Annotated in this window: 11 protein-coding genes, 2 pseudogenes and 1 riboswitch; of the genes and pseudogenes, 5 read left to right on the top strand and 8 right to left on the bottom strand. The window is 72.6% G+C overall.

Annotation, left to right across the window (positions count from 1 at the left end):
- Positions 1-78: 78 nt before the first annotated feature.
- The 7 genes and pseudogenes from ACFYP5_RS08135 to ACFYP5_RS08105 all read right to left on the bottom strand — a co-directional run bounded on the left by ACFYP5_RS08135 (position 79) and on the right by ACFYP5_RS08105 (position 7,272).
- On the bottom strand, positions 79-918 hold the full coding sequence (locus ACFYP5_RS08135; protein WP_030970439.1) for an ECF transporter S component: 840 nt from the start codon (positions 916-918) through the stop codon (positions 79-81).
- On the bottom strand, positions 915-2,624 hold the full coding sequence (locus tag ACFYP5_RS08130; protein ID WP_389032116.1) for an ABC transporter ATP-binding protein: 1,710 nt from the start codon (positions 2,622-2,624) through the stop codon (positions 915-917). The genes ACFYP5_RS08135 and ACFYP5_RS08130 overlap by 4 nt, the downstream gene beginning before the upstream one ends.
- The gene (locus ACFYP5_RS08125; protein WP_389032114.1) at positions 2,621-3,772 is read right to left on the bottom strand and encodes an energy-coupling factor transporter transmembrane component T; all 1,152 of its coding nucleotides are present in this window, start codon (positions 3,770-3,772) and stop codon (positions 2,621-2,623) included. Before ACFYP5_RS08125 ends, ACFYP5_RS08130 begins: the two co-directional genes overlap by 4 nt.
- Positions 3,769-4,461 carry an SCO2322 family protein gene (locus tag ACFYP5_RS08120; RefSeq protein WP_389032112.1) on the bottom strand — a complete coding sequence of 231 codons (693 nt, stop codon included), beginning with the start codon at positions 4,459-4,461 and terminating at the stop codon, positions 3,769-3,771. The genes ACFYP5_RS08125 and ACFYP5_RS08120 overlap by 4 nt, the downstream gene beginning before the upstream one ends.
- Positions 4,458-5,723 (bottom strand): prenyltransferase/squalene oxidase repeat-containing protein, encoded by a 1,266-nt coding sequence (locus ACFYP5_RS08115; protein ID WP_389032109.1) that lies wholly within the window; start codon positions 5,721-5,723, stop codon positions 4,458-4,460. Before ACFYP5_RS08115 ends, ACFYP5_RS08120 begins: the two co-directional genes overlap by 4 nt.
- Positions 5,724-5,832: 109 nt before the next feature.
- A riboswitch (cobalamin riboswitch) is annotated at positions 5,833-5,966 on the bottom strand.
- 90 nt (positions 5,967-6,056) lie between these two features.
- Positions 6,057-6,203: pseudogene (gene manB / locus ACFYP5_RS08110) on the bottom strand (phosphomannomutase/phosphoglucomutase); the annotation flags it as partial.
- Positions 6,204-6,234: 31 nt separating this feature from the next.
- A complete protein-coding gene (locus ACFYP5_RS08105; RefSeq protein WP_389032107.1) occupies positions 6,235-7,272 on the bottom strand; it encodes an MBL fold metallo-hydrolase in 1,038 nt (345 codons plus the stop codon).
- A gap of 220 nt (positions 7,273-7,492) precedes the next feature.
- Between ACFYP5_RS08105 and ACFYP5_RS08100 the strand changes: the two genes are divergently transcribed.
- Positions 7,493-8,974 carry an aldehyde dehydrogenase gene (locus ACFYP5_RS08100; RefSeq protein WP_389032104.1) on the top strand — a complete coding sequence of 494 codons (1,482 nt, stop codon included), beginning with the start codon at positions 7,493-7,495 and terminating at the stop codon, positions 8,972-8,974.
- Positions 8,974-9,207 (top strand): ferredoxin, encoded by a 234-nt coding sequence (locus ACFYP5_RS08095; protein WP_389032101.1) that lies wholly within the window; start codon positions 8,974-8,976, stop codon positions 9,205-9,207. Before ACFYP5_RS08100 ends, ACFYP5_RS08095 begins: the two co-directional genes overlap by 1 nt.
- A 246-nt stretch (positions 9,208-9,453) precedes the next feature.
- Here ACFYP5_RS08095 and ACFYP5_RS08090 read toward each other — a convergent pair whose 3' ends face one another.
- Complete coding sequence (locus ACFYP5_RS08090; RefSeq protein WP_389032098.1) at positions 9,454-10,929, bottom strand: PHB depolymerase family esterase; 1,476 nt, start codon at positions 10,927-10,929, stop codon at positions 9,454-9,456.
- 236 nt (positions 10,930-11,165) lie between these two features.
- On the opposite strand from ACFYP5_RS08090, the pseudogene ACFYP5_RS08085 reads away from it, so the two are divergent.
- The 3 genes and pseudogenes from ACFYP5_RS08085 to ACFYP5_RS08075 all read left to right on the top strand — a co-directional run bounded on the left by ACFYP5_RS08085 (position 11,166) and on the right by ACFYP5_RS08075 (position 14,547).
- A pseudogene (locus tag ACFYP5_RS08085) lies at positions 11,166-11,592 on the top strand (aldo/keto reductase).
- 96 nt (positions 11,593-11,688) lie between these two features.
- Complete coding sequence (locus tag ACFYP5_RS08080) at positions 11,689-12,522, top strand: 3-hydroxybutyrate dehydrogenase (RefSeq protein WP_389032096.1); 834 nt, start codon at positions 11,689-11,691, stop codon at positions 12,520-12,522.
- 45 nt (positions 12,523-12,567) lie between these two features.
- Entirely contained in the window at positions 12,568-14,547 is a 1,980-nt protein-coding gene (locus tag ACFYP5_RS08075) for a helix-turn-helix domain-containing protein (protein WP_389032093.1), read from the top strand.
- Positions 14,548-14,561: the final 14 nt, after the last annotated feature.

The following is a 14,561-nucleotide window of genomic DNA, read 5'->3' as shown; positions in this document are numbered from 1 at the left end:
ACGTTCCATAGCAGGTCGGAGGGGGTGGAGTGGGGTCCATGTGCGGCCGTAACAGCTACTACTCCCGGTAGTGGAGGGCTAAGGTCCTGTGGGCGCCTTCACGCCTTCGGGACCGTCGAATGTGACCTGGACCTCGAAGGACGCCCGGCGCGTGGCCCGTCGCAGCGCCTTCAGCAGCGTGGAGCCGATGGTGAGGGTCAGTGCCATGGTCAGCACCGCCCGGCCCAGGTCCCAGCCCAGTGAGGTGGCCAGGCAGTACGCGAAGAAACGGACCAGATTCTCGGGCAGCGGATCACCGGGGTGGAACGAGATGCCCGAGCCGAGGCCCGGCACGATCGTCCAGCCGTACAGGTTCATCACCGTGCCGTACGCGAACGCCGCCACACCGCCGTACGCCGCCAGCATCAGCAGCTCGGCGCGCCCGCGCAGCCGGTCCGGGGCCGGCAGCAGACCGGCGCCCATCGTGAACCAGCCCATCGACAGCATCTGGAACGGCATCCATGGGCCCACCCCGCCGGTGAGCAGGGCTGACGCGAACATCGTCACCGAACCGAGCACGAAGCCGAAACCGGGGCCGAGCACCCGGCCGCTCAGCACCATCAGGAAGAACATCGGCTCCAGGCCCGCCGTGCCGGCGCCGAGCGGACGCAGCGCGGCACCGACCGCGGCGAGCACGCCCAGCATCGCCACCGCCTTCGCGTCCAGGCCGGAGTCCGCGATGGTGGCGACGACCACACCGACCAGGAGCGGAAGCAGTGCGGCGAACAGCCACGGTGCGTCCTGGGAGTGGGCGAGACCGGAGTCCGCGTCCGCGAGCAGGGGCCAGCCGATGGAGACGACGCCGATCGCGCTGACGAGGAGGAGTGCGGCGATCGCACGGGGGCCCAGTCGTACGGGACGGCTTCGGCGGTCGCTCATGCGCCTGCCTCCAGCGCCCCGCGCACCTGCGTCACGGTCAGCCACTCCTGCGGGGCGAGTATCTTCGCGGTCTGCGGCGCGAACGCCGGCGACGAGACCACCACCTGCCGGGTCGGCCCGTCCGCGACGATCTCCCCGTCCGCGAGGATCACCACCCGGTGGGCCAGCTCGGCGGCCAGCTCCACGTCGTGCGTGGCCAGGACGATCGCATGGCCCTGGGCCGCCAGACCGCGCAGCACACGTATCAGCCGGGCCTTCGCCGCGTAGTCCAGACCGCGGGTCGGCTCGTCCAGCAGCAGGAGCGGGGGCCGTGCGGTCAGCACGACGGCCAGCGCCAGGGCGAGACGCTGCCCCTCGGAGAGATCGCGGGGGTGGGTGTCGTCCGGAACGTCGGGCAGCAGCTCGGAGACCAGGGCCCGGCAGCTGCCCGCCGCCGCGCCCGCGTCGGCGTCGGCCGCCGCGCACTCGGCGGCGACCGTGTCCGCGTACAGCAGATCGCGCGGTTCCTGCGGTACGAGTCCGACCCGGCGGACCATGTCGCGCGGATGCGAGCGGTGTGGGGCCAGACCGCCGACGAGGACGGTGCCGGTCGTGGGCCCGACCAGGCCGACGAGTGCGGCGAGCAGCGTGGACTTGCCCGCGCCGTTGCGGCCCATCAGGGCGACGGTCTCGCCCGGTGCGACGGAGAGCGTCACGCGGCGCAGCGCCTCGACACGCCCGCGCCGCACCCCCAGGCCCTCGACCCGGGTGGTCGCTTCCGTCACAGCTTCAGGAGCGGATCGGGGAGCGGGCGCACGCCGGCGGCCGAACAGACCGCGGCGTACGGGAGCGGCCGCGGGCAGCGGCGCCGGGGCGGCGTGCGCCGACGGAGCGGGCGGCGGCGGTTCGGCCGAGGCCAGCCGCTCCCGCAGATCCGTCGCGCGGCGCCGTGCGTCGCGTACCGACAGCGGCAGCGGCTCCCAGCCCGCCAGCCGGCCCAGGGCCACCACCGGCGGGTGGACCGCGGAGACCGCCATGATGTCGGCGGGGGCGCCCATCACCGGTGCGGCACCCGGTGACGGCAGCAGGACGACCTGGTCCGCGTACTGGACGACGCGTTCCAGGCGGTGCTCCGCCATCAGGACCGTCGTACCCAGATCGTGCACCAGCCGCTGGAGCACCGCGAGGACCTCCTCGGCCGCCGCCGGGTCCAGTGCGGACGTCGGTTCGTCGAGGACCAGGACCTTGGGGTGCGGGGTCAGCACCGAGCCGATCGCGACCCGCTGCTGCTGGCCGCCGGAGAGCGTGGCGATCGGCCGGTCGCGCAGCCCGGCGAGGCCCAGCAGGTCGAGGGTCTCCTCGACGCGCCGACGCATCACGTCGGGGGCGAGTCCCAGCGACTCCATGCCGTACGCCAGCTCGTCCTCGACGGTGTCGGTGACGAAGTGGGAGAGCGGGTCCTGCCCCACCGTGCCGACCAGATCGGCGAGTTCGCGCGGCTTGTGGGTACGGGTGTCACGGCCGTCCACCATCACCCTGCCGCGCAGCGTGCCGCCCGTGAAGTGCGGTACGAGACCGGAGACGGCGCCCAGCAGGGTCGACTTTCCGACCCCCGACGGGCCGACGAGCAGCACCAACTCGCCCTCGGGGACGGTCAGATCGACCCCGGACAGGGTCGGGTGTGCCGCCCCCTCGTACTGCACCGAGACCTGCTCGAACCGGATCACTGGCTCTCCTCGGAGTTCGCGACGGTCATGACGGGCGGCGCGGGCGCCACCACCGCGGGCAACAGCCCGATCAGCACCGCCGCCGCGGGCCACAGCGGGAACACCGGAGCCGACAGCGGTACGACTCCGGGGTGCAGCGCCTCCGTGTCGGCACTGCCCGCCCAGATCATCGCCGCCGCGACCACCGCACCCGACCCGGCCACCAGCCAGGCCCTCGCCCCCCACCGGTCGGGCCGGTAGCGGGTGCGGACCGAGCGGGCACCGCCGAGCCGGAGCCCGGCCATCGCGGCGACGAGCCCGGCGAACAGCAGCGGCAGCCCGTAGACCGCACCCTGCGAGGCCAGCAGACCGTACGTGCCGGCGCAGACCCCCAGCAGCCCGCCGAGCGTGAGGACGTTCGTGGTGTGCCGGACGGCGCGCGGCACCTGGGCCGTACGCCCGTATCCGCGCGCGTCCATCGACGCCGCCACCGCCACCGACCGCTCCAGCGCACCCTCCAGCACCGGCAGTCCGATCTGCAGGACGGCCTTGATGCCACCGGCGGGGCGGCCCCGCAACCGCCGTGCGGTGCGCAGTCGCACCACATCGGCAACCATGTTCGGTGCGAACGTCATCGCGACGACGACCGCGACGCCCGCCTCGTACAGTGCGCCCGGCAGCGACTTCAGCAGCCGGGCCGGGTTGGCGAGTGAGTTCGCCGCGCCGATGCAGATCAGCAGGGTGGCCAGCTTCGCCCCGTCGTACAGCGCGAAGAGCAGCTGTTCGGCGGTGACCCGTCCGCCGATCCTGACGCCCTGCGCCCAGTCGGGCAGCGGGACTTCGGGGAGGGCGAACACCGGGTGAGTACCGGGGATCGGCGAGCCGAGAAAGACGGAGAAGAGCAGCCGCACGCCGACGACGAAGAGCCCGATCCTGATGAACGCCCCGTATGAACGGGCCCACGGCGCATCGGTCCGGCGTGCCGCCACGACGTAACCGGCCACCCCCACCAGCAGCCCGAGCAGCAGTGGATTGCTGGTCCGGGAGGCGGCGGTGGCCAGCCCGAGCGCCCACAGCCACCAGGCCCCGGCGGGCAGGGCGTTGCTGCGGGTCGCCGCGGGGGCGCGCAGGGCACGGCTCGGCCGGGCCGGGCCGGCGGAGACGGTCATCCGCGGCGGCGGCGGGCCTGCACGACCGCGGCGACGCCGAGCAGAAGGACGGCGGCGACACCGGCGAGCACCCCGGCGGACGGTCCGCCGCGGCCGCTCCCCGGGTGGGCCGAGGTGGACGGGCTCGCCGGCGCCTGCGACGTACCGTCGGCGCGGCCGGTGCCGGAGACCTGCTCACCGCAGCCCGAGGCCGGATAGCCGGAGATCGCGCAGAGCAGCGCCTCGCTGCTGTAGCGCAGCGGCCTGGCCACCGAGGCGAGGGCCTCCGCGGCGCTCGCGTCCTCGGCGACCTGTGCGCATGCGGTACGCGGCGCGGGCGGCGTCTCCCCGTCAGGTGCGTCCGCGGCCGTGCCGGGGTCGATGACGAGCGCGACCCGCTTGGTGCCGTCCTTGGCGGGGGTGTCGGCACAGATCGCCGCGAAGTCGGGGGCGCGGCGCGGCTTCGCCGAGTCCTGGGAGTCCTCGCTCACCGAGAACCGGAAGCCCTGCACCGTACCGTCGTCGGGCCGGACCAGAGACGGGCCCTGGGTGGCATACGCCCAGCCCGTCCCCTTGCCTTCCCAGAACGACCAGTAGCGGTAGCCGGCCGCGTGGGCGGTGCCCGCGCCGAGCACGGTCAGGACGGCGCCCAGAACGAGCAGCAGGGCGCCCGCTGCCGGCCACCCGGATCGATTCCCCGCTCGGTTCACAGCTGCGGGGTCTTCCGGCGGTTGCTGATGAGGAAGCCGACACCGGCACCGGCGGCGAGACCGATACCGACGAGCCACCACACGCCGAGGCCGGCGTCGTCGCTGGTGCCGTCCTGTGCCGCGTAGTCGCTGCTGGCCGGAGAGGGTGTGTGGACGGCGGCCGGCTTCGGTCCGGTCGCGCTCAGCCGCTCGACCAGGTCGACACCGCCGAAGTCGCGGGCATCGGCGCCGGTCGTGTGGGCGGCCACGATCAACTGGGCGTAGGCGGCGGGGCCGTTCTCGGCCGCCCAGGGCGCGGCGTTCTTCTTCAGCCAGCCGAGCGCGTCGGCCGCCTTGTCCTGGTGGCCCGCGGCGGCCAGGGCGACGACCGCGTCCGCGGTGTTGCCGAAGTCGGGCTGCTCGGTGGTGTCGGTGGCGCCCGGCATCGGCGGCTGGTTCAGGTGGCCGGTCTTCGCGAGGGCACCCGCGAGATAGTGGGCGCCGTTCTGGGCGGCCTGCTCGGGCTTGACGACGGCGCCCTTGTGGCAGGTGGGCGCCTTGTCCTCGGACGCGGAATTGTTCCAGGCGGCCAGCCCCTTGCCCATGGAACCGAGCACACCGGCCGCGGTGGCGTCCGCGTTGGCGACGAGCTTGCCGGCCTTGTCGGGCTGGTACGCGAACGCGCCGCCGTCCTTGCCGCCGCACGGGATCGCCAGCGCGAGCAGCGCGTCGTACGGCGTCCTGCCACCCTTGGTCGTCACATCGCCGAGCCGCTCGCCCCGCTTGGCCAGGGCGCCGATCACGATCGAGGTGGAGTTGGCGTCGCTCGGCGAGCCCGGGTTGTAACCCCAGCCACCGTCCTCGTTCTGAACGGACTTCAGCCAGGCGACCCCGTTGTCGGCGGCATCGCCGTGGCCGCCGACCTCGGCGAGCGCCTGGACCGCGGCGGCGGTGGCGTTGGTGTCCGTCATGGTCTTCGCGTCGCACGGCTTGTCGGCATCCGCGCGGTACGAGGCGTAGGCGCCGCTGTCGCACTGCTGGGCGACCAGCCAGTCGACGGACGTGGCCGCGGGGGTGACCCCCTCGAGCCGCTGGGCGATGAAGGCCAGCGACTGCCTCCAGACCCCGTCGTACGTCGGGTCCTTGGTGCCGTACAGCCCGGACGGCAGCGCGACGGACGGGGTGGGCGACGGAGACGGCGCCGCCACCGCGGCCGGGGCAGCGGCCGCACAGAGCACGGTGGCGGTGGCGGCGAGCGTTGCTGCGGTGCGGCGAACGGTCATGGTGGGCTGGGCCTCTCCTGCGGTAGGAACCGGGCACAGGCACACTCAGGCACCAGGCTCCGGCCCCGTATGCCTCGACGGTGCCGGTCACCGGGGTTCCGGTGACGCGAGCCGGTCACGACCGCGGACAGGGCATTCCGACTCACCGCTGTGTCAGCGGCTCACGGTTGCGTGGTCAGTGCCGGATTCGCACCGGCTTCCCCCTGAACGGGCATGATGACGACTCCGACACTCTACCGGGGCGTAGCCCGCCGCTTCGGGCGGAGGGGCGCCCGGAACAGCGACGTACGTCACCCATGGGATCGGGCCGGACGGAGTCGTGGGAAGAGGAGGTCAGCCCCTGGTGACCGCCGGCGCCTCATCGCGAACCATGGCCATGGTGAACTCGGCCCGGGCTTCGACGTCCAGGCGCAGGAGCGGCTCGGTGCGGGAGGGGCGGACGTCGAACCATCGGTCCGCTGCCGTGACGGTCAGGCCGTCGGAGGGCCGGGACCGCTGGTCCGCGAACCCTTCACACCGCGATGTACGTCACCGGATCGCTCCCCGTCATCGCCTCCGCGCGCCCCAGCTTCACCAGTCGGCGGACGTGGGCCTCGGCCTCGGAGACCGCGATGTTCCGTGAGCCGTGCGGGATCTGTTCCCACGGCCGGTTCCACTCCATCCGCTCGGCCAGCTGCCACGGTGTCAACGGGGTGGCGAGCAGCGCGAGCAGGCCGGTCAGCCGCTCCTCGTGGTGGTCGAGGAGTTCCTGTACGCGCCGGGCCGCGTCCGGGAACGCGTGCTGGTGGGCGGGCAGCACCTCGGCGACCCCCAGCCGGCCGATGCGCTCCAGCGAGTCGAGATAGTCGCCCAGTGGGTCGGCGGCCGTCGCATCGTCCGGGTCCTCGTACAGCCCGATGTGCGGGCTGATCCCGGGCAGCAGATGGTCGCCGGAGAAGAGCCGGCCGCGGCCGGGCAGGTTCGCCGGATGGTCCTCCTCCAGATGCAGGCAGACGTGGCCGGGGGTGTGGCCCGGCGTCCAGACCGCCCGGAGGCGGCGGCCCGCCAGGTCGAGCAGTTCGCCGGGGACGATCTCGCGGTCCGGGAGGGCGGCGCGCAGGCCGGGCAGGGTGCGCATCCGGCCGGTGGCGCGGGCGGCGTGCAGTGGGGCGAGGTGGTCCTCGGGGGCGCCGACCGCGGTGAGTTTCGCCGCCAGGTAGGCCAGCCAGGTGCCCGGTTCGGACTCGCGGGTGCGGCGCACGATCGCGGTGTCCGCGGCGTGCATCGCGATCCAGGCCCCGGATGATTCGCGGACCTGGCCGGAGAGGCCGTGGTGGTCGGGGTGGTGGTGGGTGATGACCACGCCATGGATGTCGGTGATGCCGGCTCCGATCGCGGTGAGGCCCGCGACCAGGGTGTCCCAGGCCTCCGGGTCGTCCCAGCCGGTGTCGATCAGGACCGGGCCGCGGCCGGTGTCGAGGACGTGTACCAGGGTGTGGCCGAGCGGGTTGTCCGGGATGGGGACCTTGATGGACCACACGCCGCCGCCGTGCTCGGTCACCTGTGTCATGAGGTCCCCATCTCTCGTCCCGGCATGCGGCTGTGCTGCGCCGCATCCACTGTAACGAGAACTCGTTCCAGTAGTGGCCCCGGTCGACTATTTCGTCCGAGGTCGATCACCGTCGGATCCGTGGACTCCTGGAACTGGAACTGGTATCAGTTCTGACACAGAGTCAGGTATGGAGTCAGGTGCGGAGTCGGTACGTGCCGGGTCGCGGGAGGCAGCAGCCATGACCGAGCTTGTCGAACACGGAAAACTGTTCATCGGCGGGGAGTTGGTCGATCCGCTCGGCCAGGACGTCATCGAGGTGATATCTCCCCACACGGAGCAGGTCATCGGCCGGGTGCCGCACGCCTGTGAGGCGGACGTGGACCGCGCTGTCGACGCCGCCCGCCGGGCCTTCGACGAAGGGCCCTGGCCGCGGGCGTCCCTCGACGAGCGGATCGAGGTGATCACCCGGATCAAGGACGCGTTCGCCGTGCGGTACGAGGAGGTCGCCCGCGTCATCAGTTCCGAGAACGGAACCCCGTACAGCTCCAGTGTGATGGTGCAGGCGCTCGCCGCGATGATGGTGTGGGACGCGGCGATCACCGTCGCCCGTACCTTCCCGTACGAGGAACGGCGCGACGGCGTCCTCGGGCCGCTGCTGGTGCGCCGGGAGCCGGTCGGGGTCGTCGCGGCCGTCGTGCCGTGGAACGTCCCGCAGTTCACCGCCGCCGCCAAACTCGCGCCCGCGCTGCTGGCCGGCTGCACGGCCGTCCTGAAGGTCTCGCCCGAATCGCCCCTGGACGCCTACATCCTGGCCGAGATCGCCGCCGAGGCCGGGCTCCCCGAGGGCGTGCTGTCCATCCTCCCGGCGGACCGCGAGGTCAGTGAGTACCTCGTCGGGCATCCGGGCGTCGACAAGGTGTCGTTCACCGGATCCGTCGCGGCCGGCCGCCGGGTCATGGAGGTCGCTTCGCGCAACCTCACCCGGGTCACCCTGGAGCTGGGCGGCAAGTCCGCCGCCGTCATCCTCCCGGACGCGGATCTCGACGCGGCCGTCGCGGGCATCGTCCCGTTCGCCTGGATGATCAACGGCCAGGCGTGTGTCGCCCAGACCCGCATCCTCGTCCCGCACTCCCGCTACGACGACATCGCCGAGGCGTTCGCCGCCGCGGCGGGCGCGCTGAAGGTCGGCGACCCGCTCGACCCCGCCACCGAACTCGGCCCGCTGGTCGCGCGGCGTCAGCAGCAGCGCTCCCTCGACTACATCCGGATCGGCCAGGAGGAAGGCGCCAAGATCCTTACGGGCGGGGGCCGTCCGGCCTCCCAGGAGCGTGGCTGGTACGTCGAGCCGACCCTCTTCGGGTCCGTCGACAACTCCATGCGCATCGCCCGCGAGGAGATCTTCGGGCCGGTCATCTGCCTGCTGCCGTACGGCGACGAGGCGGAGGCGGTGAAGATCGCCAATGACTCGGAGTACGGGCTCAGCGGCAGTGTCTGGACCGCCGACACCGAGCGCGGCATCGACATCGCCCGCCGGGTCAGGACCGGCACGTACAGCGTCAACACGTTCAGTCTCGACATGCTCGGCCCGTTCGGCGGCTACAAGAACTCCGGTCTGGGACGGGAGTTCGGCCCCGAGGGGTACGGCGAGTACTTCGAACACAAGATGATCCATCTGCCCGCCGGGTACCAGCCCGCGGAGCCCGGACCGCAGGAGGCGTGATGGGGGACCGCTGGCACGTGGAGGTCGACCGGAGCGTCTGCATCGGCTCCGGGATGTGCGTGAACCACGCTCCGGACGGCTTCCGGCTGGACTCCGCCCGGCAGTCGCACCCGGACGCCCCGGAGACCGACGCCAACGAGCAGGTGCTCGCCGCGGCGGAGGGGTGTCCCGTCGAGGCGATCACGCTGACGCTGCGCGACTCGGGCGAGGTGGTGTTCCCGCCGGAGGACTGAGGGCTGTCCAGTGATCCCTGGTGGATCGGTGCGCGGCGTCGGATGCGGTGCATCGCAAGGCGGGGGGGCGTCATCGTGCCGGTCGTATTCGGGCGTTCCGACAATGCGGCGAGGTGCCGTAGCTGTCGTCGTGCGCCCGCCAGGGATTGCGGGACAGCCCTTAGGGCCTCTGCCCCGCGGCGGGAACGTGAGCGCAAGGTGCGGCCCGACGCGGGACCGTCGGGCCGCACCGTCGACGGACGGGTGCTACGCGGTGCAGCCGGTGTCGGCGATCACGAAGTAGCCCGCCGGTGACTCCCGCAGGGTGTGCGTGACGAACACGTTGTACAGCCCCATGTTCTGCTCGGACCCGTTGGCGTACACATAGCCGCCGGTGGTGTGCGCCCTGCCCGCAGCCACCTGGGCGTAGTTGGTCGCCGTGTAGCAGGCGCCGCCGCCCGTCCCGCCGGTCGTGGTCGCCGTCACCGCGGCCGAGACGGTACCGGCCGCGCCCGATCCGTCGACGGCCGCCACCGTGTAGCGGTACGAGGTCCCGGCGGACAGGCCCGTGTCCGTGAACGCCGTCGACGTGGGCCGGCCGACCTCGGTGCCGTTGCGGTAGACGGCGTACGAGGAGGCTCCCGTCACCGCGCTCCAGGACAGCGAGGCGCTGGTGCCCGTGACACCGGTCACCGTCAGACCGGAGGGGGCGGGGAGCGGGTTCTCGCCGCCGCCGGGTACGCCCTGGTCCAGCCCCCAGAAGACGCCGGTGTAGTACGACGAGCAGATCGAGTTCAGGAAGTACGCGGCCGTGGACCCGCACCTGTCGGTCCCCGAGCCGGGGGAGACGGCCAGGCCGTGGCCCATGCCGGAGATGGAGTACGTCTCCACCGCGGGTTTCCCGGAGGAGTCGTTGTAGACGCTCCGGGTGGTGTTGCCGGGGAGGGTGTCGGTGCTCGACGGGGTCTGGCCGATGCCCCACACATCGGTCCACTGGTCACGCAGCGCGGTGGCGTTGGCGGGGTACACCGTGTAGTCGGACGTGCCCTGCCAGATGGCGACCCGCGGCCACGGGCCGGTGTAGCCGGGGAAGCCGGCGCGGACCTTGGCGCCCCACTGGGCGGGGGTCAGCTTCTGCGGGCCCGTCTGGCAGCCGGAGGCGGCGGCCTGGCTGGTGGCGCACTGAGCGGGCAGGCCGGACGCCACGGAACCGCCGGCGAACACGTCCGGGTACGCGGCAAGCAGGTCTGCGGTCATCCCGCCGCCCGCCGACAGGCCGGTGACGTACACCCGCCGCCCGTCGGAGCCGTACTGCTGCTTCGCGTGCTCCACCATCTGCACGATGGAGGCCGCCTCGCCCTTGCCCCGGGTGTCCTCGGCCGGATCGAACCAGCCGAAGCAGGAGAGCGAGTTGTTGGCGGACGTGGTCTGCGGGAAGACCACGGCGAACTTCCAGAGGTCGGCGTACTTCGGCCAGCCCGAGTTGGTGTAGTAGTCGTTGGCCGTCTGCGTACAGCCGTGCAGGGCGATCACCAGAGGTGCGCCGGCGGGCAGATCGGCGGGCGCGTACTCGTACATCTGCAGGTTGCCGGGGTTCGTGCCGAAGCCGGTGACCTGCTGCAGGCCGCCGGCGGCAGCGGCGGGCTGCGTGGCGCCCACGGTGCTCAGCGTCGCCGCGACGACGCCGAGGACAGCCGTGGACGCGACGCGCCGTAGCAGGCGTCGCAGGATCGATGGGCGCACTGGGGGCCTCCCTGTTCGGAACGTGCGGGCGTGCGGACTGTTGCCGGAACCTACGAGTCCGGGCCGTCCCCGCCCATGGGGCGGGCTGACATCCCTCGGGCCCCGCTGTGTGCGGCGCCGCCCTTGCGCGGCGAGCACCGGCGAGGAGCGGCCGTTGCCATCGAGTGCGCTCGAAGATGCAGACTCCCCGTCGGCAACGCCCTTATTGGCAAAGGGCTGTTGGGAGGGAGACAGGAATGCGCTACCGCACGACCGGTACGGACCCGAAGACCCGCCGCGAGGTGAGCGTGCTCAGCCTCGGCGCCATGCTGATGGGCGCGCTCACCGACGAAGCGACCTCGTTCGCCGTCCTCGACCGGTACGCCGAGGCCGGCGGCACCTTCATCGACACGTCGAACAACTACGCGTTCTGGATCGACGGCAGTCAGGGCGGGGAGAGCGGACCACCCGGGCAACCGGGCGCGGCAGGCGGCACTGCGGACGGTGGCCGAGGAGACCGGGGCGACCGTCAACCAGGTGGTCCTGGCCTGGCTCCTCGGCGGCGAGGTCCCGGTCGTCCCGCTGGTCGGCGCCTCTTCGGTGGCACAGCTGGAGGAGAGTCTGGCGGCGGTGGACCTGGAGCTGACGACGGAGCAGCGGGCGACGCTGGACGCCGCCCACTGACCACCCGCACCATGTACGCCGCCACCATGGCGACGTGCGGCGGTGTGTGCACCGACCCCGTGTGACGTGGGCTTCGACCTCCTTACGGTGACGACCATGGAGACTCCCCAGAGCCCGGTCCACGGGCCCGCGCCGCTCACCGTTCCCCCGCCCCGCGCCGCCGCTCCGTCGCCGTCGCCCGCTGATCCGGTCCTGGCCGGGCGAACCGCGCTGGTGACCGGAGCGGCGAGCGGCATCGGGCAGGCCTGCGCCGAGGCCCTCGCCGCCGCGGGTGCCCATGTGTACGTGGTGGACAAGGCCGCCGACGCGGCCAAGAGCCTGGCGGAGCGGATCGGCGGAACGGCCTGGGTGGTCGACCTGTCCGTACCCGAGGCGGTGGACACACTGCCGGACGACGCGGACCTGGTGGTCAACAACGCGGGGCTCCAGCACGTCGCTCCCGTGCACGAGTTCCCGCCGGACCGGTTCGCGCTGATCCACCGGGTCATGGTGGAAGCACCGTTCCGCATCTTGCGCCGCACCCTGCCCGGCATGTACGAACGCGGCTGGGGGCGTGTCGTCAACATCTCGTCCGTCCACGGGCTGCGCGCCAGCCCCTACAAATCGGCGTACGTATCGGCGAAGCACGCACTGGAAGGACTCAGCAAGGTGGTCGCTCTCGAAGCAGCACCGCACGGGGTGACCAGCAACTGCGTCAATCCCGGCTACGTGCGCACCCCGCTCGTCGAGAACCAGATCGCCGACCAGGCCCGTACGCACGGCATCTCGGAGGAGGAAGTGGTGGGCAAGGTGATGCTGGAACGCAGCGCCATCAAGCGCCTCATCGAACCCCGGGAGGTCGCCGAGGCGGTGCTGTGGCTGTGCGGACCGCACACCGGTCACATCACCGGCACCTCGCTCGCGATGGACGGCGGCTGGACCGCTCACTGACACTCTCCAGGTACACATCGAATCCCCGACGAACGATGGCCGCCCATGTCTGCACCGCCCCCCTCCGCCGCGCCCCACCTGCGTCGCCTCCTCGACCTGCTGACCGAGGACGCTCCCGCCGAGGCGCTGGGCGCCGTCTCCTCCGAGGCGCGGGCCGCCGGTGTGCCCGCGGGCGACCTCGCCGAGGTGGAGCGGGCCACCGCCACCGCACTGCGGATCAGGGGAGCCCTGCGCCAGCACCGGCGCCGCGAGCTCCAGCTCACCGCGCTCTTCGACACCGCGGGCGACCTGGCGGCCTCCCGCGATCTGGACGAGGTGCTGAAGGCGATCGTCCGGCGGGCCAGGATGCTGCTCGGCACGGACACGGCGTATCTCACCCTCCCCGACGAGGAGGCGGGGGACACCTACATGCGGGTCACCGACGGTTCGGTGTCGGTCCTCTTCCAGCGGCTGCGGCTGGAGCTCGGCGAGGGGCTCGGCGGTCTGGTCGCGCAGACCGCGAGCCCGTACGCGACCCCCGACTACCGCACCGACAACCGCTTCCGTCACACCCGCAACATCAACGCCGGGGTCCTGGACGAGGGGCTCGTCGCCATTCTGGGCGTGCCCCTGCTCCTCGGCTCCAGCCGCGGCGGTACGGGCAAAGTCATCGGAGTCCTCTTCGCCGCCGATCGCGCGCCGCGCGTCTTCAGCCCCGACGAGGTCGCCCTGCTCTGCTCGCTCGCCGCACACGCCGCGATCGCGATCGACACCGCCCGCGCCCTCGCGGACACCCGCTCGGCCCTCGACGAACTCGCCGGCGCCAACGCCGAACTGGCCGAGGCCAACGCCGCGGTACGGGAGCACTCGGCCGCCATGCAGCGGGCCGAGGAGGCGCACGACCGGCTGACCGACCTGGTGCTGCGCGGCGGTGACGTCAAGGACGTCGCGACGGCCGTCGCGGGGCTGCTGGACTCCCCGCTCACCATTCACGACCCGGGCGGGCGCCCGCTGGCGGCCGTCCGGCCCGACGGTGCGGGCCTCGCCGCCGACAGCATGGACGCCGGATGGCTGGCCGAGACCGCCGAGGAGTCCCGCACCGGGGCGCGCGCCGTGCACCGCGACGGCCGGTGGATCTGCGCCGTACTCGCCGGGCAGGAACTCCTGGCCCAACTGGTTCTGCATCAGCGCCGACGGCTCGACGACTCCGACCGGCGGCTCTTCGAACGCGCTGCCGTGGTCACCGGCCTCCTTCTCCTGCTGCGGCGCACGGTCGCCGAGACCGAGAACCGGATACGCGGCGAGCTGATCACCGACCTGCTGACCGACGCGGAACGCGACCCGGCCGGTCTCGCCGAGCGCGGCCGGCGCCTCGGTATCGACCTGGACCGCCCGCATCTGCTGCTGGTGACCGAAGCGGGCGCCCGGGAGAAGCTGTGTGCCGCTGCTCTGCGCTACCTGTTCGGCGGGGACATCCACGGGGTGAGCGCCGAACACGCGGGCACGGTGGTGCTGTTGGTCGCATGCGACGACGAGGACGCGGACGCCGGTGAAGCGGCGCGGGCAGCGGCGGCCCAGCTCGGCCAGCTCGTGCAGGCCCCCGTCACCGTCGCCGCCACCGGGCCTGCCCGCGGCCCGCGCGAGCTGGCCGCCTCCCACCGGGAGGCCGCCCGCTGCCTGCGTGCGATGCGGGTGCTGGGGCGTACGGGTGAGGGCGCCTGCGTCGACGAACTCGGCTTCCTCGGCGTGGTGCTGGGCAACGCGCAGGATGTCGACGGTTTCGTCGACGCGACGCTGGGGCCGCTGCTGCGGTACGACGCCCAGCGTGGCACCCATCTCGTGCGCACGCTGAGCGCGTACTTCGGCGCCGGTGGCAGCCTCATTCGCGCCAAGGACGAACTTCACGTCCACGTCAACACGGTGGTGCAGCGCCTGGAGCGGATCCAGGTGCTGCTGGGGCGGGACTGGAACGAACCGGACCGGGCGCTGGAGCTACAGCTGGCGCTGCGGCTGAACCTGTTGGCCGGGGGCCAGGAGCGGTCGTGAACCGGGGCGGCCGG

The sequence above is a fragment of the Streptomyces sp. NPDC005262 genome, assembly GCF_042872425.1.
Classification (GTDB): domain Bacteria; phylum Actinomycetota; class Actinomycetes; order Streptomycetales; family Streptomycetaceae; genus Streptomyces.
The sequence above is the reverse complement of the archived record's forward strand: the minus strand, read 5'-3'. Positions and strand labels throughout refer to the sequence as shown.